This window comes from Ideonella sp., from assembly GCF_036277275.1.
In the GTDB taxonomy this organism is placed as follows: Bacteria; Pseudomonadota; Gammaproteobacteria; order Burkholderiales; family Burkholderiaceae_C; genus Ideonella.
Genome location: NZ_DASUNH010000079.1, coordinates 54,226 through 72,609, shown reverse-complemented (window position 1 = coordinate 72,609; position 18,384 = coordinate 54,226). Strand labels below are relative to the sequence as shown.

Annotated in this window: 22 protein-coding genes and 1 pseudogene; 15 read left to right on the top strand and 8 right to left on the bottom strand. The window is 69.3% G+C overall.

The features are described from left to right. The first annotated feature begins 33 nt into the window (after positions 1-33). The 3 genes from VFY73_RS14065 (at position 34) to VFY73_RS14055 (ending at position 2,328) form a co-directional block, all read left to right on the top strand. Entirely contained in the window at positions 34-492 is a 459-nt protein-coding gene (locus tag VFY73_RS14065; RefSeq protein WP_329719733.1) for an OsmC family protein, read from the top strand. 106 nt (positions 493-598) lie between these two features. Further along, entirely contained in the window at positions 599-1,570 is a 972-nt protein-coding gene (locus tag VFY73_RS14060; protein WP_329719731.1) for a hypothetical protein, read from the top strand. Between the two features lie 107 nt (positions 1,571-1,677). Continuing rightward, on the top strand, positions 1,678-2,328 hold the full coding sequence (locus tag VFY73_RS14055) for a BON domain-containing protein (protein ID WP_329719729.1): 651 nt from the start codon (positions 1,678-1,680) through the stop codon (positions 2,326-2,328). Positions 2,329-2,736: 408 nt separating this feature from the next. On the opposite strand, the gene VFY73_RS14050 is transcribed toward VFY73_RS14055, so the two are convergent. The 5 genes from VFY73_RS14050 to VFY73_RS14030 all read right to left on the bottom strand — a co-directional run bounded on the left by VFY73_RS14050 (position 2,737) and on the right by VFY73_RS14030 (position 8,017). Continuing rightward, positions 2,737-2,937 carry a YgaP family membrane protein gene (locus tag VFY73_RS14050; RefSeq protein ID WP_414654459.1) on the bottom strand — a complete coding sequence of 67 codons (201 nt, stop codon included), beginning with the start codon at positions 2,935-2,937 and terminating at the stop codon, positions 2,737-2,739. 15 nt (positions 2,938-2,952) lie between these two features. Then, the gene (locus VFY73_RS14045; protein ID WP_329719727.1) at positions 2,953-3,309 is read right to left on the bottom strand and encodes a hypothetical protein; all 357 of its coding nucleotides are present in this window, start codon (positions 3,307-3,309) and stop codon (positions 2,953-2,955) included. Between the two features lie 135 nt (positions 3,310-3,444). After that, positions 3,445-3,654: a DUF2892 domain-containing protein gene (locus tag VFY73_RS14040; RefSeq protein WP_329719725.1), complete on the bottom strand. Its 210-nt coding sequence runs from the start codon at positions 3,652-3,654 to the stop codon at positions 3,445-3,447. Beyond that, positions 3,651-6,884, bottom strand: coding sequence for an efflux RND transporter permease subunit (locus VFY73_RS14035; protein ID WP_329719723.1), 3,234 nt, complete (start codon positions 6,882-6,884; stop codon positions 3,651-3,653). The genes VFY73_RS14040 and VFY73_RS14035 overlap by 4 nt, the downstream gene beginning before the upstream one ends. Next, entirely contained in the window at positions 6,881-8,017 is a 1,137-nt protein-coding gene (locus VFY73_RS14030; RefSeq protein ID WP_329719721.1) for an efflux RND transporter periplasmic adaptor subunit, read from the bottom strand. The genes VFY73_RS14035 and VFY73_RS14030 overlap by 4 nt, the downstream gene beginning before the upstream one ends. 118 nt (positions 8,018-8,135) lie before the next feature. On the opposite strand from VFY73_RS14030, the gene VFY73_RS14025 reads away from it, so the two are divergent. After that, positions 8,136-8,507, top strand: coding sequence for a metalloregulator ArsR/SmtB family transcription factor (locus VFY73_RS14025; protein ID WP_329719765.1), 372 nt, complete (start codon positions 8,136-8,138; stop codon positions 8,505-8,507). 28 nt (positions 8,508-8,535) lie between these two features. On the opposite strand, the gene VFY73_RS14020 is transcribed toward VFY73_RS14025, so the two are convergent. Further along, complete coding sequence (locus VFY73_RS14020; protein ID WP_329719719.1) at positions 8,536-9,375, bottom strand: universal stress protein; 840 nt, start codon at positions 9,373-9,375, stop codon at positions 8,536-8,538. 227 nt (positions 9,376-9,602) lie between these two features. Between VFY73_RS14020 and VFY73_RS14015 the strand changes: the two genes are divergently transcribed. Next, a complete protein-coding gene (locus VFY73_RS14015; RefSeq protein WP_329719717.1) occupies positions 9,603-9,911 on the top strand; it encodes a DUF883 family protein in 309 nt (102 codons plus the stop codon). A 96-nt stretch (positions 9,912-10,007) separates the two neighbouring features. On the opposite strand, the gene VFY73_RS14010 is transcribed toward VFY73_RS14015, so the two are convergent. Then, on the bottom strand, positions 10,008-10,994 hold the full coding sequence (locus tag VFY73_RS14010; protein WP_329719715.1) for a zinc-dependent alcohol dehydrogenase family protein: 987 nt from the start codon (positions 10,992-10,994) through the stop codon (positions 10,008-10,010). Here VFY73_RS14010 and VFY73_RS14005 point away from each other — a divergent pair. From VFY73_RS14005 to VFY73_RS13965, 9 genes are all read left to right on the top strand, one after another. Continuing rightward, on the top strand, positions 10,969-11,178 hold the full coding sequence (locus tag VFY73_RS14005) for a hypothetical protein (protein WP_329719713.1): 210 nt from the start codon (positions 10,969-10,971) through the stop codon (positions 11,176-11,178). The two genes, VFY73_RS14010 and VFY73_RS14005, sit on opposite strands and share 26 nt — an antisense overlap. A gap of 97 nt (positions 11,179-11,275) precedes the next feature. Continuing rightward, positions 11,276-11,728, top strand: a complete 453-nt coding sequence (locus VFY73_RS14000; protein WP_329719711.1) for a universal stress protein — start codon at positions 11,276-11,278, stop codon at positions 11,726-11,728. Further along, positions 11,715-13,508 (top strand): acetate--CoA ligase, encoded by a 1,794-nt coding sequence (acsA, locus tag VFY73_RS13995; RefSeq protein ID WP_329719709.1) that lies wholly within the window; start codon positions 11,715-11,717, stop codon positions 13,506-13,508. The genes VFY73_RS14000 and acsA overlap by 14 nt, the downstream gene beginning before the upstream one ends. Continuing rightward, complete coding sequence (gene pdhA, locus VFY73_RS13990; protein ID WP_329719707.1) at positions 13,505-14,467, top strand: pyruvate dehydrogenase (acetyl-transferring) E1 component subunit alpha; 963 nt, start codon at positions 13,505-13,507, stop codon at positions 14,465-14,467. Before acsA ends, pdhA begins: the two co-directional genes overlap by 4 nt. A 4-nt stretch (positions 14,468-14,471) precedes the next feature. Further along, on the top strand, positions 14,472-15,449 hold the full coding sequence (locus VFY73_RS13985) for an alpha-ketoacid dehydrogenase subunit beta (protein WP_329719705.1): 978 nt from the start codon (positions 14,472-14,474) through the stop codon (positions 15,447-15,449). Then, positions 15,446-16,612 (top strand): dihydrolipoamide acetyltransferase family protein, encoded by a 1,167-nt coding sequence (locus tag VFY73_RS13980; protein WP_329719703.1) that lies wholly within the window; start codon positions 15,446-15,448, stop codon positions 16,610-16,612. The genes VFY73_RS13985 and VFY73_RS13980 overlap by 4 nt, the downstream gene beginning before the upstream one ends. Beyond that, entirely contained in the window at positions 16,612-16,878 is a 267-nt protein-coding gene (locus VFY73_RS13975; protein ID WP_329719701.1) for an acyl carrier protein, read from the top strand. Before VFY73_RS13980 ends, VFY73_RS13975 begins: the two co-directional genes overlap by 1 nt. A 126-nt stretch (positions 16,879-17,004) precedes the next feature. Next, on the top strand, positions 17,005-17,679 hold the full coding sequence (locus tag VFY73_RS13970) for a dienelactone hydrolase family protein (protein WP_329719699.1): 675 nt from the start codon (positions 17,005-17,007) through the stop codon (positions 17,677-17,679). Continuing rightward, positions 17,672-17,911 (top strand): hypothetical protein, encoded by a 240-nt coding sequence (locus VFY73_RS13965; RefSeq protein ID WP_329719697.1) that lies wholly within the window; start codon positions 17,672-17,674, stop codon positions 17,909-17,911. The genes VFY73_RS13970 and VFY73_RS13965 overlap by 8 nt, the downstream gene beginning before the upstream one ends. A gap of 65 nt (positions 17,912-17,976) precedes the next feature. Here the strand turns inward: VFY73_RS13965 and VFY73_RS13960 are convergent. Then, positions 17,977-18,210: pseudogene (locus tag VFY73_RS13960) on the bottom strand (ATP-binding protein); the annotation flags it as partial. Here VFY73_RS13960 and VFY73_RS13955 point away from each other — a divergent pair. After that, positions 18,170-18,379, top strand: coding sequence for a four-helix bundle copper-binding protein (locus VFY73_RS13955; protein WP_329719695.1), 210 nt, complete (start codon positions 18,170-18,172; stop codon positions 18,377-18,379). The pseudogene VFY73_RS13960 and the gene VFY73_RS13955 overlap by 41 nt on opposite strands. Positions 18,380-18,384 lie beyond the last annotated feature (5 nt).

The window sequence follows — 18,384 nt, the reverse complement described above, 5'->3', positions numbered from 1 at the left end:
CCTGTCGCGCCCCTCTTCGACGACAAGGACCCTATGGACACCGAGATCCAGCTCGACCTGGTGCAACAAGAGAACTACCGCTTCGAAGCCCATTTCGACAACCCCGCACTGCCGGTGCTGACGACCGACGAGCCGCCGCCGCTGGGTGCGGACGCGGGCCCGAACCCGACCCGCTTGCTGACCACTGCGGTGGCCAATTGCCTGTCCGCCAGCCTGTTGTTCGCCATGCGCAAGTTCAAGAACGAGCCCGGCCCGCTGCACACGCACGCCACCGCCTCGCTGGTGCGCAATGACCAGGGCCGCCTGCGCGTGGGCGGCATCTTGGTCACCGTCCAGCTCGGCGTACCTTGGGCGGCGCTGAAGCAGCCCGGTCGCGTGCTCTCGCAGTTCGAAGAGTTCTGCGTCGTGACCCAAAGCGTTCGCGCGGCGATTCCGGTCGAGGTGCGTGTTGTCGACAGCGCCGGGGCCGCGCTGCCGCCCAGCGCAGGCTGAGCCGCTGTCAGGGATCGAAGACCCGGTCCTGACGGGCGTTTGACCCGAATCAACGACGGCCGCACCGGGCACGCCCAGGATGAAGACTGCCGCAGAAGGAGTCTTCATGAAGCTGACCGAATGCGTGGTCCTGCTGGCGCTCGCCGGGCCGGCCGTGGCCACCGACTTCCAACTGGCCGGGGTCATGCTCCCGGGCGGCGTGACGATCTTCGGCACCGTCTCGACCGATGGCTCGGTCGGTCCCCTGACAGCGGCCAACATCACCGGCTGGAAGGTCACGGTTCGCACCACCACCCACTACGGCTACAGCCCCGGCCAGCCCGGCGGCGCTTCGCTGATGGGCGTGTCCGTCACGCCCGACGGCCAGCACCTCCGCGTCAAGACGTCGCCCGACGGCCTGCGCGACGGCGGCCTGCTGGCCTTCGGCTCCTTCGGGCCGGGGCCGGAACACGGTGTGCAGGTGGCGAACTTCACCGGGCCCCATGCGGCCGGCGGCACCGCGTTCTACCTGTCCGGCCCTGCCTTCGAGTGGCACGACTACGCGGCACCCAACCACAGCCAGTGGACCGTGGCGAAGGCCGCGGCCGGAAGCTCTGTCCACTACAAGCTGGTGCCCGTGATCTTCCCGAGCGGGGCGGCGATGGGCGGCCAGATCACGACCGACGGCAGCACCGGCCCACTGGACGCCTTCCAGCTGCTGGATTGGCAGATCATGGTGCGCGCGGTCGACGATCGCGTCTACTTCAAGACGGCCAGCAGTGCGAACAGCGTGCTGCTGCCGGCCACGGCCGGGCTCAGCACGGATGGCCTGACGCTGTTCGTCGACGGCGCCAATGGCTACCTGGGCGTGGGCGTCCCGGCCGTGACGCCGCGCCGCCCCGAAGGGGCCGTGCCGGCAGACTTCGGCGACCTTGCCCCCCGCAAGGGCCAGGCCGGCTACTTCAACGCCTTCGCCGTCCAGTACGTGCCGCTTCGCTTCAGTGGGACGGCCTACCCCGTGGCGCGCGTGGCGCCGCAAGCCGCACCCGCGTCCGCGATGCTGCAGCGCGAGCGGGCCGTCGCATCGGCACTGAACTGATCCATCGCAACCCCGCCACACCGCGCAGTGCCTAGATTGGGCTTCCGCCCCACCGCGGACAGGTATCGCGCCAAGGCCCGGGCGGAGCTTCTTCGAAAGGACAAGTCATGAAGACAGATGCAGAACTGAAGCGGGACGTGGCCGACGAACTGGCCTGGGATCCGGCGGTGAAGTCCAACGCCATTGGTGTGGCCGTCAAGGACGGCGTCGTCACGCTGACCGGCCACCTGGATACTTTTGTCGAGAAGCACGCCGCCGCGCGTGCCGTGCGCCGCGTCGAGGGTGTCAAGGCCATTGCGCTCGAGCTCGATGTCAAGCTCGAACCCAGCCACCGGCGCAGCGACACCGACATCGCCGCCAGTGCGGAACAAGCCCTGAAGTGGAACGTGATGGTGCCCAACGACTCGATCCGGCTGACCGTGGACCACGGCTGGGTCACACTGCAAGGCGAGGTGGATTGGGACTTCCAGCGGCACAGCATCGAGAAGGCCATCCGCCCGCTGATGGGCGTGGTCGGGATCAGCAACGAGATGAAGCTGCGCACCCAACCGAAGGCGGCCAACCTGTCCCGCAAGATCGAAGAGGCGCTGACGCGTCAGGCGATCAGGGAAGCCAAGCACATCCAGGTCAGCGTCGACGGCAACACCGTCAAGCTGACCGGCACTGTCCACTCCTGGCAGGAGCGGGACGCCGCACAAGGCGTGGCCTGGTCGGCGCCCGGCGTGCGTGTCGTGCTCAACGAATTGCGCATCGGGTAGCGCGTCAACGATCCCGCGCAAGCGCTGCCATGGGCCCTTGTCTGCGGCAGCGCCTGCCACGTGGTGCGGGCGGAAGGCCGGCAAGCCGCGGTGGGCGGCGGCCTCAACCGCCTTCAAATGTCTCGTTTGAGCTTTGAGCGACTCCCGCACAGTCTTCGACATGCACGGCATGTCTCCAGCGGAGGCAGACCACGGACGATTGAGGCAGGACCTCTGCGAAGCCTTGGGCCTTGCGTCGGATCCAATCGATCCTTGGCCGAAGGATGCTCATGCGGTCTGCGTGTGGGACGAAGCGGTGCGCCACGCAAGTGCTGTGGCCTGCCCACGAGGCAGCACGGCTTCGTCCGTCGGCGTTCGCATGCGCTGGATCGAGATGCCGAGTCATGCGCGGCAACGGCAACAACGGGTCTACCGACGTGCCGAAGCGCAGGTGCTGATGCCGAACAGGCGGTAGGCCGGGCAGAAGCGGAACAGGCCGGTGGCCAGCCCGACCACGCCGATGTAGCCCCAAGGCCCGATGATGCCGGCCAGCGCCAGGCCGATCAACGCGGCCCCGGCGCCGATGCGAAGCATCCGGTCGGCCGAGCCGACATTGGATGGCATGTTCATGGTCAGCCCCAAGGTTCAGTTTGGCAGGCCGGCGCACGCGTTGCGGCGCGGCTTGGCAGGCAAGGTCACGCCCTTTTCCTTCGCCCGGTCGGCCATCTGGCGGTGGTGCTCGTCCATGTAGGTCTTGCACTCGGCGGCGCTGACCATCCCGCGCATCTTGTCCTGGTGCTCCTTGCGTTCTTGCGGCGTCATCATCGACCAGCCAGGTGTGAAGTCGGTCCCCCAGCGACCACCTCGGTGCATGGGCCCGGGCTGACCGGCGCCAGGAGCGCTCGCGCTGGTCGTCGACGGGGCCGACGCCGTCTGCGCGAGCGTCGGGCCGGTGGTCAGCAGCAACGCGGCTATCGCCGCCATCAACACGGTGGTTCTCATGGCAGTTCCTTTCAATGAAGACACATCAAGTTTTCACGATAGGCCGGCGATCGTCCGGCCCTGTTGACGCGGCTCAATCCATCGATCGCGGCCGGTCTGCCCGAACCAGTTGAAGTGCGCGTGGGCCGGGGCGTGTCAGCAACCGCCACGCGCGCCCAGGCGCCGCAGGATGATCTCCAGCGGGCACCAGCGGGTGAGCGCGCTTTGCAGCAGGTTGGCGCCGACGAAGGCGGTCAGGGCCAGCCACCAGCCGCTGACGAACAGCGGGCTGGCCGGAATGCCCAGCGCCAACGAGACGAGGATGAATGTGCCTGCGAACAGGCGGACGATTTGCCAGCTGGTCATGCTGAAGCTCCTTCAGTGGGTGGGGTGGCAGGGATTTGCGCTTCGGCGCGGCGATACGCGACGAAGTACAGCAGCGGGATCACGACCAGCGTCAGCACGGTGCTGACCAGGATCCCGAAGATCAGCGAGATCGCCAGGCCGTTGAAGATCGGGTCGTCGAGGATGAAGAAGGCGCCCAGCATCGCGGCCAGGCCGGTCAGCACGATCGGCTGGGCCCGCGTGGCGGCCGAGCGCATGACCGCCGTCTTCAGCGGCACGCCTTGCGATTGCTGCAACCGGATGAAGTCGACCAGCAGGATCGAGTTGCGCACGATGATGCCGGCCAGCGCGATCATGCCGATCATGCTGGTGGCGGTGAACTGCGCGCCCAGCAAGGCGTGGCCCGGCATCACGCCGACGATCGTGAGCGGGATCGGCGCCATGATGATCAGTGGAGCTAGATACGAGCCGAACTGCGCCACCACCAGCAGGTAGATCAGCACCAGGCCCACCGCATACGCCGCGCCCATGTCGCGGAAGGTGTCGTAGGTGATCTGCCACTCGCCGTCCCACTTGATCGCGTAGCTGCGGTAGGGATCGTCGGGCTGGTTGATGAAGTATTCGTCCAGCGTGCCGCCGCCCGGCGTGACGACCTTGGCCAGTGCGCTGCGCATGCTGAACATGCCGTACAGCGGGCTGTCGAGCGTGCCGGCCATGTCGGCCACCACGTAGTGCACCGGCAGCAGGTCCTTGTGGTGGATCGGCTGCTCGCGCAGCGTGTCGCTCAGCGTCACCAGTTCGCGGATCGGCACCAGCTGGCCCGCGGCGCCGCGCACGCCCAGCTGCAGCAGCGCGTCGAGTTCGCCCTGCTGCTCGGCAGGCAGTTGCAGCACGACGGGGGCGGGGTACTTGGTGGCATCGTGCAGGTAGGTCGTGGCCTCGCCGGCCTGGCCCGCGTGCAGCGTGCTGACGATCGCGCTTTGCGGCACGCCCAGCATCGCGGCCTTGCGCCTGTCCACCAGCAGCAGCTTCTTCGGTGCGAGCGTGATGCCGCTGTCGTCGACGTCGACGATGCCGGCGGTCTTCTCGAACACGCCGCGCACCGCCCGCGCGACCTGCAGCCGCCCTTCGGCCTCCGGGCCGTAGACCTCGGCGACGATCGGTGCCAGCACGGGCGGGCCCGGCGGCACTTCGACCACCTTCACGTTGGCGCCGAAGCGCTGGCCGATCTTCTGCAGCTCGGGCCGCAGCCGCATCGCGATGGCGTGGCTCTGCTCGTCGCGGGCATGCTTGTCGACCAGGTTGACCTGCAGGTCGCCGACCTCGCCGCCCGCGCGCAGGCCGTACTGCCGCACCAGGCCATTGAAGTTGATCGGCGCCGCCGTGCCGGCGTAGGCCTGGTAGTTGGTCACCTCGGGCTGGTGGCCGAGGTAAACGCCCAGCTCGTGCAGCACCGCCGCGGTCTTCTCCACCGGCGTGCCGGCCGGCATGTCGACGATGACCTGGAACTCCGACTTGTTGTCGAAGGGCAGCATCTTCAGCACCACCAGGCCGATGGCCGGAAGGGCCAGCGACAGCGCGATCAACGCGACGATGCCGCCGCCGAGCAGCGCGCGGTTGCGGCGCCCGCGGGCGTCGTCGAGCAGCGGGCGAAACAGCCGCTCGAACAGCGGGCCGAGCCGGGACGCGAGGCCGTGCGGCGCGCCGGCGCCTTCGCTCGTGGCCGGCACATGGCGCATCCACAGGCGAGCCAGCCACGGCGTCACGATGAACGCGATGGCCAGCGACAGCAACATGCCCATGCTGGCGTTGATCGGAATCGGGCTCATGTACGGCCCCATCAGGCCGGACACGAACGCCATCGGCAGCAGCGCGGCGATCACCGTCAACGTCGCCAGGATCGTCGGCCCGCCCACCTCGTCGACCGCACCGGGGATCAACTCGGCCAGCGGTCGGCCGGGGTGCAACGCCTGGTGGCGGTGGATGTTCTCGACCACGACGATCGCATCGTCGACCAGGATGCCGATCGAGAAGATCAGCGCGAACAGCGACACGCGGTTCAGCGTGAAGCCCCATGCCCATGAAGCGAACAGCGTCACCGTCAGCGTCAGGATCACCGCGGCGCCGACGATCGCCGCCTCGCGCCGCCCCAGTGCGAAGAAGACCAGCGCCACCACCGAGGCGGTCGCGAACAGCAGCTTCTGGATCAGCTTCTGCGCCTTGTCGTTGGCGGTCGCGCCGTAGTTGCGAGTTTCGGTCACCTCCACGCCTTGCGGGATCACGGTGTTGCGCAGGCCGTCGACCCGGCGCATCACGCTGTTGGCCACGTCGATCGCGTTTTCGCCCGGCTTCTTGGTCACGGCGATCGTCACGGCGGGGTACTCGGCGCCGCCTGCGCCATGCCACACATAACGCTGCGGCCGCTGTGGCCCGTCGCGCACGGTGGCCACGTCCTGCAGGAACACCGGCCTGCCGGCGTGCACGCCCACCACCAGCTCGCCGACCTCGCGCGCATCGCCGAGCAAGGGCCCTGCGTCCAACGCCACCGCCTGGTTGCCGCTGAGCAGCTCACCCACCGGCAGTCCGAGGTTGGCCGACTGCAGCGCACGGCGCAGGTCGTCCACCGTAGCCCCCACGCTGGCCATGCGCGCCGGGTCGAGTGCCACCGTCACGGCGCGGCCCGGGCCGCCGATGGTGACCACCTCGCGAGTGCCCGGCACGCGCTTCAGGTCGGCCTCCACGCTGTGGGCCACGCGCTCCAGGTCGAACGCGTTGCCGCCCTCGCCCTTGGCCCACAAGGTCAGCGTCACGATCGGCACGTCGTCGATGCCGCGCGGCTTGATCAGCGGCTGGCCGACACCCAGGCCGGCCGGCAGCCAGTCGGCATTGGCCTGAACCGTGTCATGCAGGCGCACCAGCGCTTCGGTGCGCGGCACGCCGACCTTGAACTGCACGGTGACGATCGCGATGCCCGGCCGCGAGACCGACATCACGTGTTCGACGCCGGCGATCTGGGACAGCACCTGTTCGGCCGGCGTCGCCACCGTCTGCTCGACCTCGCGCACCGAGGCCCCGGGGAACGGGATCAGCACGTTGGCCATCGTCACGTTGATCTGCGGCTCTTCCTCGCGCGGCGTGACGGCGACGGCGAACGCCCCCAGCAGCAGCGCCACCAGGGCCAGCAGCGGCGTGATCTGCGCCGACTGGAAGAAGGCCGCGATGCGGCCCGAGACGCCGAGCAGCGGCTTCACGGCGTGCGGCCCTGGGTGGTGGCGCGTGCGGCCGCCTGCGGGTCGAGCGCGACCCGTTCACCGGCCGACACGCCGGCCAGTACTTCGACCTGCTCGCCGACGGCGGCACCTCGCCGCACCTGCCGCAGCGACACGCGCCCGTCGGCCGCAACGACATACACCGCCGTCAGTTCGGATCGGGCGACGACGGCCCGGGCCGGTACGTACAGCCGGGCACCGGCAGCCGCGCCCGTATCGGTGCCCGCGCCGCCGGGCAGCCAAGCACGCGCGAACATGCCGGGCCGCACGCCCGCGACACTCGCCGGCAGGTCCAACTGCAGTTCCAGCGTGTGGGTCGCCGGGTCTGCCGCCGGCAGCAGGCGGGCCTTGCTCGGCGTGACGCGATGGCCGCCGGGCAAACCCGGCAGCTCGACCTGCACTGCCGAGTCCGGCGACCAGCGGGTGGCCACCGTCTGCGGCACCGCCACGCTGATCCGCATCGCCAGCGGGTCGTACAGCGTCAGCAGCGGGGTGCCCGGCATCGCCATGTCGCCCAGCACCACGGCCACGTCAGCCACCACGCCGGCGTACGGCGCCTTGACGACATAGAAGCCCGACTGGGTGCGCGCCGCACCGGCGCTGGCCAGCTGCGCACCGGCCTGCGCCTGGGCCGACTTGAACTGCGCCTCGGCCCGGTCGAGCGCCGCGCGGCTGATGTAGCGCTGCTCGTACAGCTGCTGCTGGCGCGCGAATTCCTTGGTGGCCTCGTCTTGCGCGGCGCGGGCGGCCTGTGCCTGCGCGGCGCCGGCGGCAGCCGTCTGCTCGGCGGCGCGTGCGTCAAGCCGGGCCAGCACCTGGCCAGCCTTGACCGTGTCACCCGCCCTCACATCCAGCGCCACCACCGCGCCCGACACCTGCGCGGACACGGTGGTCTGGCGCACCGCCTGGACCACCCCGTCCCAGCCGGCGCTGCCGGCGGCGCTGCTGGACACGACCGGGGCCGTGGCCAACGGCGGCGCAGCGGCGCCCGGTGCGGCGGCGTGGGTGCTGGCCACGGCCAACCCCAGCGCGGCAAGGTGCAGTGCGCGGCCCAAGGCGGTGAACGGCTCGCGAACGGTCGCGAACCAGGCGGTGATGGATTGGACGAAGTTCATACAGGTCGCTATTATTAGCTACATAGCTAAATAGTCAATCACGAACGCAACTAATGGCGCACACAGCCACAGGGTCAATGAGGCATCATCCGTGTCCACCCATTGCTTCGCACCCAGCATGCAGGACCTGCCCCCCGAGGCGCTCGAACAAGTGGCGGCGTATTTCCAGGCGCTGTCGGAGCCGACGCGCCTGCAAATCCTCAACCTGCTGCGCGGCGGCGAGCGCAGCGTCGGCGAACTGGCCCAGCTGTGTGGCTACACCTCGGCCAACATCTCGCGCCATCTGTCGTTCCTGACACGCCACGGCCTCGTCCAGCGCGAGACACGAGGCACCAGCGCCTACTACCAGATCGCCGACGACTCGGTCTACGCGCTGTGCGACCTGGTCTGCGGCAACATTGCCAGGCAGCTCGAGCGCAAGGCCGGCGAGCGCCAGTTGTTCAAGTCCGGCGGCCGAGCCGGCGCCAGGGCCGGCCAGCGCAAGGCATAGGCAACTTCGCGTGGCCATGGCGGCGCCGTCAATGCGACATCAGCACCGGCAAGGTCATCGAATCCAGGATGCCGCGCGTGGCACCACCCAGCACACGCTGGGCCCAGCGCGGGTGGCCGTAGGCCCCCATCACCAGCAGGTCCGCGCTCAGGTCGGCCGCGCGCGACAACATCGCTTCGGCCACGGGCAGGTCGCTGACTTCGATTCGTGCCTCTGCCTGCACGCCGTGCCACAGCAACCATTTCGAAAACGCCTCGGCGCGCCCGACCAGCCCCGGGTCGTCGGCTCGGCTCGGACGCCAAATCGTCAGCTGCACGCTGTCCATGCGCGACAGCAGCGGCAGCGCATCGGCCACGGCCCGCGCCGCTTCGCGGCCTTCGTCCCACGCGATCATCGCCTGGTGCCGCGGTAGCTCGAAACGGCCAGCATACGGCACGATCAGGGTCGGCCGGGCGCTGGCCAGCACCACGCCCTCCAACACCGAACGGGCTTCCGCATAACCGGCCGTGCGGGGCTCGGGTTGGCTCATGATGGCCAGGTCGCAGCAGTGCGAATGCCGGATCAGCGCGACGGCCTTGGCGTCCTCGACCACCAGCGATTCGCGAGAGGTGAAGCCGGCCGCGGTGCAAGTCCGCTCGAACAGCTGGACCGCCTCGTCAGCCCGGCGGCGCATCAGTTGCCAGGCCTGAGTGGTCAGCTCGCTCAAGGCGCTCGACGATCCCTGCGGCATCGGCGCTTCGAGCAGGCCGGTCGGTGCCAGACCGACCAGATGGCAATCGAGGGACTTCGCCAGCTTGATTGCGTAGTGGACCCGGGCGGCTTGGTGCTCATCTCCGTCCAACAAGACCAGCAGGCTTCGATAGGGCATTGCGGCTCCTTCCTTGTGTGCTCAAGAATTCTTTGGCCGTGCCCTCCGTGGCGCGTTGATCTGGCGCAACCGGCGACAGGCCAATGCCCGGCTGCCGGTGCCCAGCACCCCTGTCACGCCAATCCGCCCATGACTTGCGCGTAGTCAAGCCCGCAGGCCGGTGGCTGCATAGCATCCAACGCGACAGGCGGTTCCCTGCCGCCTGCCACCACCCGAAAGGAATCGCCATGACCGCCGTTGCAGACGCCAAGAAGGGCCTTGCCACCAACCTGCGCCACATGATCGACGAAGCCGATCACATGCTCGCGTCAGCTGCCGACAGCGGCGATCAAGCGTTCGAGGCCGTGCGCCACCAGTTCTCGGACCAAGTGCGCCACATGCGCGCCCGCCTCGACGATGTGGAGGATGCCGCCGTCCACCGCGCCAGGCGCGCCGCGCGCGCGGCAAACCAGGCCGTGCACGAGCACCCATATGGCGCCATTGGGGTGGCCGCCGCCGTGGGGTTGCTGGTGGGTCTGCTGGCGGCACGGCGCTGACGGGCGGGCAGACACCCCGATGAACGCCGTGCAACCGCACGGAGTTGCTGCCGTCGTCGCGGTCCTGTCTCGCGACCGGGGGCGACGCCCCACGCACTATGGAATGAGCACGGCGGCACCGTTCAGGCGCCCGCCCCGCAGGTCGTCCAGGGCCTGATTGGCCCCGGACAGCGGGTAGCGCGCAATTTCGACATGCAGTGGCATTCGGGCCGCCGCAGCCAGAAACTCCGTCGCGTCGGTGCGCGTGAGATTCGCCACCGAGAGCAGCTGCCGCTCTTGCCAGAGCAAGCGGTAGGGGAACGTGGGGATGTCACTCATGTGGATGCCGCCGCAGACCACTCGGCCACCTTTGCGCACCGCGCCAAGCGCCAGCGGCACCAGCGCGCCGACGGGGGCAAAGATGATCGCAGCGTCGAGGGGCTCGGGGGGCGCCGCGGTCGAGTCGCCCGCCCATGTCGCCCCCAGTTCGAGCGCAAAGCGCTGCGCGGCTGCGTCACCCGGGCGCGTGAACGCGAACACCTGGCGCCCCTGCTGCACGGCGATCTGCGCAATCAGATGGGCGGCAGCACCAAAGCCATACAGCCCCAGTGACCGCGCATCGGCACCGGCCAGCCGCAGCGAGCGCCAGCCGATCAAGCCGGCACACAGCAGCGGCGCGACATGCGCCGAATCCATCGGCAGATCAATCGGCAGGCAGAACGCGGCCTCGGCCAGGACATGGGTCGCGAACCCGCCGTCACGGCCATGGCCTGTGAACACCGGCACGTCGCACAGGTTCTCGCGGCCCGCGGCACAGTAGGCGCAATGGCCGCAGGCGTGGCCCAGCCACGGCACGCCCACGCGCCGGTGCAGCCATTTGCTGTCGACCCCCTCGCCCACGCGGTCCACCATACCGACGATCTCGTGTCCGGGCACGAGCGGCAGCCTGGGCAGCGTCAGCTCACCGTCCACCACATGCAAGTCGGTGCGGCACACGGCGCAGGCCTCGACGCGCAGGCGCAACTCGCCAGGCGGGGGAACGGGGTCGGGCCGGTCCTGCCACTGCAGGGGCTGGCCGATGGCCGTCAGCACCATTGCTTTCATGGGTGAACCCCTTCAGATCATCCGACAGGTGGACAGCGCAGTGAATCCGGCTGCAAAACCAAGCTACGAGGCGCAGGCCGCGCAGCGCTTGATGGCTCGCAAGACCGAGCACCAGCCTTTGCCGCTGGCGACGATCGGGCCGCCCAACGCCAAAGCACTCTCGATCCAGCGGCCGCGAACATGAGAATTCTCAAACCAAGACGTGTCGGCGCGGCGAAGAATGACCCCATGGCGGCCCGGCCTGGATGGGCGCCGCACCTGGATCAGCCCGAGGAGCACCCATGTATGCCCGCATCCTGGTTCCTGTCGACGGCAGCCCCACCTCCGAACTGGGGCTTGGCCAGGCCATCGAGTTGGCCAGTGCACTGAAGTCGCATCTGGTGCTGCTGTGCGTGGTGGACGACTTTTCGCTGCGGACGGACATGGTGTCGGCCCTCAGCTTCGACGACACCCGGGCGAGGTTGCTGGCGTACGGCAAAGAGACCCTTGCCGAGGCAGGGCAACGCGCCACGCAGGCGGGGCTTTCCCACGAGGCCGTCCTTCGCGAGGTCACCTCGCAACGGGTCGCCGACGTGATCGTCGAAGAGGCGACCCGCCAGCATTGCGGCCTGATCGCGATGGGCACGCACGGCCGGCGCGGGTTGAACCGCCTGGCCATGGGCAGCGATGCAGCCTTGGTGCTGCGCGAGGCTCCTGTGCCTGTACTGCTGGTGCGTGGCCATGGCGACGAATGACGCCGCGACCGCTCGCCGCTCGACGATCGGCGCGGCGGTGGATCTCGTCCGCAAGCCGGCAGGCTCATGCCCGGCCAACTTGCCCGATTACGAAGCCGAGTGCCGCCGTTTCAGTTGGGCCGACGAGCGCGCCGCCCTGCTCGCACCGGACGGCTCGCTCAACATGGCGCAACTCGCCGTCCGCCGCCACGCCGAAGGGCCGCAGGCCGACCAGACCGCGCTGCGCTGGATCACCAAGGATGGTGCCCGCCGCGACATCAGCTACGCGCAGCTCGACGCGCTGAGCGACCGCTTCGCCAACGTGATCGCGGGGCTTGGCCTGGCCATGGGCGACCCGGTCTTCCTGCTCGTCGGCCGCATCCCGGCGCTGTATCTGGCGATGCTCGGTGCGCTGAAGCACCGCTGCACCGTCACGCCGCTGTTCTCGGCGTTCGGTCCCGAGCCCATCGTCACCCGGATGACGCTGGGCGCGGCCAAGTTGCTGGTCACGACGTCGAGCCTGTACCGCCGCAAGGTCGCGCCGGTGCGCGAGCGCCTGACGGACCTGCGTCATGTGCTGGTGCAACGCGACGACGATGGCCCGCTGCCGGAAGGCACACTCGACCTGCAGGCCATGCTGGAGGCGGCTGCGCCGCGCTACACCATCGGCGCGACCGCACCCGAGACACCGGCGCTGCTGCACTTCACCAGCGGAACGACCGGCAAGCCCAAGGGTGCCCTGCATGTGCACGACGCGATCGTGGCGCACCTGGCCACGGCCCGCAACGCGCTGGACCTGCGTGCCGGTGACGTCTACTGGTGTACCGCCGACCCCGGCTGGGTGACCGGCACGTCCTACGGCATCCTGGCCCCGCTGGCCAGCGGCGTGACGCTGGTCGTCGACGAAGCCGACTTCGATGCCGAACGCTGGTACGGCATCCTTCAGCGCGAAGCCGTCAACGTCTGGTACACCGCACCCACGGCGGTGCGGATGATGATGCGCGGCGGCGCTGGCGCTGCACAGGCGCATCCCTGCCCGGCCTTGCGATTCATCGCCAGCGTCGGCGAGCCGCTGAATCCGCAGGCGGTCCGCTGGGGTCTCGAGGCTTTCGGGCTGCCGATCCACGACAACTGGTGGCAGACGGAGACCGGCGGCATCATGATCGCCAACCTGCTGTCGATGGACATCCGCCCCGGTTCGATGGGGCGGCCGCTGCCGGGTGTCGAAGCCGCCATCATCCAGCGCGGGCCCGACGGGGGCGTGACTGTCGTGACCGATCCGGACACGGAGGGCGAGCTGGCCCTGCGGCGCGGCTGGCCATCGATGTTCCGCACCTACCTGCACGAGGAAGAGCGATACCACCGGTGCTTCGTCGGCGAGTGGTACCTCAGCGGCGACCTCGCCCGGCGCGACGCCGACGGCTACTTCTGGTTCGTCGGCCGTGCCGACGACATGATCAAGTCCTCCGGCCACCTGATCGGCCCCTTCGAGGTCGAATCGGCGCTGATGGAGCACCCCGCCGTGCATGAAGTCGGCGCGATCGGCAAGCCCGATCCGGTGGTCGGCGAGGTGGTCAAGGTCTTCGTCGCGCTGAAGCCCGGCGTCGAGGCCAGCGAGGCGCTGCGGCGCGAGTTGCTCGGTTTCGGGCGGCAGCGCCTGGGACCGGCGGTGGCGCCCAAGGAGATCGCGTTTGCCGATTCGCTGCCGCGCACGCGCAGCGGCAAGATCATGCGACGGCTGCTGCGTGCCCGCGAACTGGGCCTGCCCGAGGGCGACACCTCGACGCTGGAGGCCACATGACCCGCCTGACCGCCGACACGGCGCACAGCCTGCTCACGCAGATGCTGCGCATCCGGCGCTTCGAGGAAGCCTGCGCGCAGCTCTACGGCGCCGGCAAGATCCGCGGCTTCCTGCACCTGTATATCGGCGAGGAAGCCATCGCGGCCGGCGCGATGCCGGCGCTCAGGGGCGACGACAGCGTGCTGGCCACCTACCGCGAACACGGCCATGCGCTGGCCCGCGGCGTGCCGATGAACGCGGTGATGGCCGAGATGTTCGGCAAGCGCGAGGGCTGTTGCCGCGGGCGTGGCGGTTCGATGCATCTGTTCGACGCCGGCCGACGCTTCTTCGGCGGCAACGCCATCGTCGCCGGCGCGCTGCCGATGGCGGTGGGTTTCGCGCTGGCCGAAAAGCTCAAGCACACCGACCGCATCACCGCCTGCTTCTTCGGCGAGGGCGCGGTGGCCGAAGGCGAGTTCCACGAAAGCGCCAACCTGGCCGCGCTGTGGCGCCTGCCGCTGCTGCTGCTGTGCGAGAACAACCTCTATGCGATGGGCACGGCGCTGGCGCGTTCCGAATCGGAGACCGACCTGTGCGCCAAGGCCCGCAGCTACGGCATCAGCGCCGTGTCGGTCGATGGCATGAACGTCGGTGCCGTGAGCGACGCGATGCGCCACGCGGTGGCCCACGTGCGCAGCGGCGAGGGGCCGATGTTCGTCGAGTTCCGCACCTACCGCTTCCGCGCGCACTCGATGTTCGACCCCGACCTCTACCGCGACAAGGCCGAGGTCGAAGCCTGGAGGCAGCGCTGCCCGATCGCGGCGTTCCAGCATCACATCGACGCGCTGGGCTTGGCAGTGGACACAACGGCAATCGAGCATGAAGTGGCAACCGAGGTGGCGGCCGCCATCACCTTTGCCGAGGCCGGCACGCTCGAGCCGGTGGATGAGCTGACGCAAGACGTCGTGGCCCAGGACTGATGCGATGGACAAGACCACCTACCGGGACGCTCTGCGCGAAGGCCTGCGCGCCGCGCTGCTCGCCGACGAGCGCGTCTTCCTGATGGGCGAAGACGTCGGTCGCTACGGCGGCAGCTATGCCGTCAGCAAGGGGCTGCTGGAGGAATTCGGCGAAGACCGGATCCGCGACACGCCGCTGTCCGAATCGGCCTTCGTCGGCTGCGGCATCGGCGCGGCGATCAACGGCCTGAAGCCGATCGTCGAGGTGATGACGGTCAACTTCAGCCTGCTGGCACTGGACCAGATCGTCAACAACGCGGCCACCTTGCGCCACATGTCCGGCGGCCAGGTCGGCGTGCCGTTGGTGATCCGCATGACCACCGGCGCCGGCCGGCAGCTGGCGGCGCAGCACTCGCACAGCCTGGAGTGCTGGTACGCGCACGTGCCCGGCCTGCGCGTGCTGGCCCCCGCGACGCTCGAGGACGCGCGCGGCATGCTGTTGGCCGCGCTGCAGTTGTCCGACCCGGTGATCCTGTTCGAGCATGCGCTGTTGCTGAACGCCGAAGGTGAACTGCCGGGCGCGCCGGCGCCGGTCGACATCGATCACGCCGCCGTGCGCCGCGAAGGCCGGGACCTGAGCCTGATCACTTATGGCGGCTCGCTGCCGCGCTGCCTGGCGGCGGCCGAAGCGCTGGCGGCCCAGGGGATCGAGGCCGAGGTGCTCGACCTTCGCTGCCTGCGCCCGCTGGACCGCGACGCCATCGCCGCCAGCCTGAAACGCACGCGCCGCGCCGTGGTGGTCGACGAGGGCTGGCTGAGCGGCAGCCTGGCCGCCGAAGTCGTCGCGACCATCGTCGACCGCGCGTTCTACGAGCTCGACGCACCGCCTGCGCGGGTGTGCAGCGCCGAGGTGCCGATCCCCTACGCCAAGCACCTGGAGGACGCCGCGTTGCCCAACGTGGCTCGCATCGTGCAGGCGGCACACCAGGTGGCGGGACGATGATCGAACTGCGCCTGCCTTCTTTCGGCGCCGACATGGACGACGGCATCTTCGTGCACTGGAACGTGCAGCCGGGCCAACCAGTGAAAAAAGGCGACGTCGTCTGCGTCGTGGAGACACAAAAAGGCGCGATCGACGTCGAGGCCTGGCAGGACGGCACGATGGCGCGGCTGATCGCCGAACCCGACCAGCACCTGCCGGTCGGCGCCCTGCTCGCGCTGCTCGCCGGCGAAGGCGAAGACTGGCACGCAGTGGCTGCGTCGGCGCCGGCCGCCGCTCCCGCTCCCGCCCCCGCACCCGCACCCGCACCCGACATGGCACCACCGCCCGCACCGCCGGTCGAGGTGGCGGCTGGCATGCGCATCTCGCCCGCAGCGCGCCAGCGGGCGGCGCAGCTTGGCGTCGACCTGCCGACGCTGGCGCGCCAGGTCGGCGAGCGCCCGGTGACACTGGCCGATGTCGAAGCGAAGGCGGCCGCGGCGCCGTCGTCGGACACCGCAGTCGAGAACATGCGCGCCGCGATTGCCGCCGCCATGGCGCGCTCCAAGCGGGAGATCCCGCACTACTACCTCGGCTGCGAGATCGAGGTGGAGGCGGCGCTGCGCTGGCTCGAAGCCTTCAATGCGAGCCGCCCGGTGGCCGAGCGGGTGCTGTGGGCCGCGTTGGCGCTGCGCGCCATCGGGCTGGCGCTGCACGAGGCCACGGCGCTCAACGGCCGGTTCGTCGACGGGCGCTTCCTGCCCTCGCCTGCCGTCCACCTGGGTGTCGTGACCTCGTTGCGACAAGGTGGCCTGGTGGTGCCGACGGTGCACGACGCCGACCGCCAGCCCTTGCCCGAGTTGATGCGCGAGCTGGCGCAGGCGTTGTCGCGCGCGCGCCGGGGCCAGTTGCGAAGCTCTGACCTGGCCGACTCGACCGTCACCGTCACCAACCTCGGCGACCTCGGCACCGACGTGGTCTATGGCGTGATCTACCCGCCCCAGGTGGCCCTGGTGGGCCTGGGGCGCGTGGCGATGCGGCCAGTCGTGCGCGATGGACAGTTGGCCCTGGCGCGCACGGTGCATGTGACGCTGGCCGCTGACCACCGCGTCAGCGACGGCTTGGTCGGTGCGCGCTTCCTGGCAGATCTGCAGCAACGGTTGTCGCAACCAGAAGGGCTGGCGTGATGGACATCGACAGCATTCGCCGTGTGGTGGTCGACAGCGTGCTGGAGATCGCCCCCGAGGCGGACTTCTCGCGCGTCGACCCGGGCCGTTCGATGCGCGAGCAGATCGACCTCGATTCGTTCGACTTCCTCAACCTGCTGATTGCCCTGCAGGGCCGGTTGGGCGTCGCGGTGCCTGAATCCGACTACCGCCTGGTCGACTCGCTCGATGGCCTCGTGACCTATCTGGCTCAGCACCAAGGGCCCGGCGGCGTCACCGCCGCGTGACGGCGCGGCCCGAGCGAGCCGGACCGGGACGCACCCGGGCCTTGCGCATTGTCAAGACCTTGCTCGGGGCAACGGTGGATAAACGATCCCTGAGGACGCATGACGGACGGTCCCCGAGGAGCAACGATGGAAGAAGTGCTGTCTCCCCCGAAGCGCGTGCTGATCGGCCCCGACGCCCTCGAGGGCGACCTGACGATCCCGCAGCAGCCGCGAGCGCTGGTCGTATTCGCCCACGGCAGTGGCAGCAGCAGGCGAAGCCCGCGCAATCGCCAAGTCGCCCAGGCGCTGCAGGAGCAATCGTTGGCAACCTTGCTGTTCGACTTGCTGAGCACCGACGAAGCGGACGACCCCTCGAAGGTGTTCGACATCGAATCGCTCGGCCAGCGCCTGGTCGCGACGATCGACTGGATCGACCGCCGCCCTGCACTTGCTGCACTCCCGCTGGCGCTGTTCGGTGCCAGCACGGGCGCCGCCGCTGCGCTGGTCGCCGCGGCGGCGAGGCCCCGGCGCGTGTATGCCGTGGTCTCGCGCGGCGGGCGGCCGGACCTGGCCGGCAGTGCACTCGCCGGGGTCAAGGCGCCCACGCTGCTGATCGTCGGCGGCGCCGACACCGAAGTGCTGAAGCTGAACCGCCTGGCGCTGAAGGAACTGCGGGCCCGCGCCGAGTTGAGCACCATCCCGCGGGCGACGCACCTGTTCGAAGAGTACGGGGCGCTGCAGCGGGTGACCGACCTCGCCAGCCAGTGGTTCATCGCCCACCTGCCCCCGTCTCCCACCGCCAAAGGAGCGTCACATGCATGAGCTGATCACCCCTTTGCCAAACCCGCATCGCCATGGCATGTCGAGCGTCGACAACGACCTGCATGCCCTGCAAGACCAGATGCACCGCTGCGCTGCCAACGGCGGGCCGCACCAGCATGTACCGATGTTGGTGCTTGGGGTCCTGCGTCGGTTCCTGCATCGATATCTCGTGAGCCTGATCGTCTTGCTGGCGCTGTTGAGCGCCGTCGTCTCGGTCGGTGCGTCGACCTGACGTACGACGCCGCATCGCGCCCAGGCCTCACAACTGCCTGATCGCACGCACCGGATCGAGCCGGGCTAAGGTGAGGCTGCGACAGTGAACCCTATGCAGGTTTCGCCGGAGCTTGAGCGCGCAAAGGGCTCGCCATGATGCATGCGAGCGATCGCAGCGACGATGGACAGCCCGAGACCATGACTCGTGCTGGCCTGGCTCCGCGATGCGTCCACGCGATAGAAGCGGTTGAACAGTCTGGGCAGATGCGTCGGATGGATGGATGGCCCCTGGTTCACGACGGCCAAAGTGACATGGCCCCGCGCGCGTGGCAGCGCCTACGCACCTGCGATCTGCGCGCCATGTGCCGACGTGTGCCAAGCCTGTGGCGATGAATGTGCCAAGCATGCAACGGAGCACTGCCAGGCCTGTGCCCGCGCTTGCCGAACTTGTGCCGATGAATGTCGCAGCATGGCTGCGGGGCACTGAGCTTC

What these genes read in the sequence shown, in the direction of transcription:
- VFY73_RS13980 (WP_329719703.1), top strand. Translation starts at nt 15,446, where the DNA reads ATGATCGAACTGCGCCTGCCTTCTTTCGGCGCCGACATGGACGACGGC.
- VFY73_RS13985 (WP_329719705.1), top strand. Translation starts at nt 14,472, where the DNA reads ATGGACAAGACCACCTACCGGGACGCTCTGCGCGAAGGCCTGCGCGCC.
- VFY73_RS14020 (WP_329719719.1), bottom strand. Translation starts at nt 9,375, where the DNA reads ATGCCCTATCGAAGCCTGCTGGTCTTGTTGGACGGAGATGAGCACCAA.
- VFY73_RS14055 (WP_329719729.1), top strand. Translation starts at nt 1,678, where the DNA reads ATGAAGACAGATGCAGAACTGAAGCGGGACGTGGCCGACGAACTGGCC.
- VFY73_RS14025 (WP_329719765.1), top strand. Translation starts at nt 8,136, where the DNA reads ATGCAGGACCTGCCCCCCGAGGCGCTCGAACAAGTGGCGGCGTATTTC.
- VFY73_RS13955 (WP_329719695.1), top strand. Translation starts at nt 18,170, where the DNA reads ATGGATGGCCCCTGGTTCACGACGGCCAAAGTGACATGGCCCCGCGCG.
- VFY73_RS13965 (WP_329719697.1), top strand. Translation starts at nt 17,672, where the DNA reads ATGCATGAGCTGATCACCCCTTTGCCAAACCCGCATCGCCATGGCATG.
- VFY73_RS14030 (WP_329719721.1), bottom strand. Translation starts at nt 8,017, where the DNA reads ATGAACTTCGTCCAATCCATCACCGCCTGGTTCGCGACCGTTCGCGAG.
- VFY73_RS14040 (WP_329719725.1), bottom strand. Translation starts at nt 3,654, where the DNA reads ATGACCAGCTGGCAAATCGTCCGCCTGTTCGCAGGCACATTCATCCTC.
- VFY73_RS14045 (WP_329719727.1), bottom strand. Translation starts at nt 3,309, where the DNA reads ATGAGAACCACCGTGTTGATGGCGGCGATAGCCGCGTTGCTGCTGACC.
- VFY73_RS13970 (WP_329719699.1), top strand. Translation starts at nt 17,005, where the DNA reads ATGGAAGAAGTGCTGTCTCCCCCGAAGCGCGTGCTGATCGGCCCCGAC.
- pdhA (WP_329719707.1), top strand. Translation starts at nt 13,505, where the DNA reads ATGACCCGCCTGACCGCCGACACGGCGCACAGCCTGCTCACGCAGATG.
- acsA (WP_329719709.1), top strand. Translation starts at nt 11,715, where the DNA reads ATGGCGACGAATGACGCCGCGACCGCTCGCCGCTCGACGATCGGCGCG.
- VFY73_RS14005 (WP_329719713.1), top strand. Translation starts at nt 10,969, where the DNA reads ATGGCCGTCAGCACCATTGCTTTCATGGGTGAACCCCTTCAGATCATC.
- VFY73_RS14015 (WP_329719717.1), top strand. Translation starts at nt 9,603, where the DNA reads ATGACCGCCGTTGCAGACGCCAAGAAGGGCCTTGCCACCAACCTGCGC.
- VFY73_RS14050 (WP_414654459.1), bottom strand. Translation starts at nt 2,937, where the DNA reads ATGAACATGCCATCCAATGTCGGCTCGGCCGACCGGATGCTTCGCATC.
- VFY73_RS14065 (WP_329719733.1), top strand. Translation starts at nt 34, where the DNA reads ATGGACACCGAGATCCAGCTCGACCTGGTGCAACAAGAGAACTACCGC.
- VFY73_RS14060 (WP_329719731.1), top strand. Translation starts at nt 599, where the DNA reads ATGAAGCTGACCGAATGCGTGGTCCTGCTGGCGCTCGCCGGGCCGGCC.
- VFY73_RS13975 (WP_329719701.1), top strand. Translation starts at nt 16,612, where the DNA reads ATGGACATCGACAGCATTCGCCGTGTGGTGGTCGACAGCGTGCTGGAG.
- VFY73_RS14010 (WP_329719715.1), bottom strand. Translation starts at nt 10,994, where the DNA reads ATGAAAGCAATGGTGCTGACGGCCATCGGCCAGCCCCTGCAGTGGCAG.
- VFY73_RS14000 (WP_329719711.1), top strand. Translation starts at nt 11,276, where the DNA reads ATGTATGCCCGCATCCTGGTTCCTGTCGACGGCAGCCCCACCTCCGAA.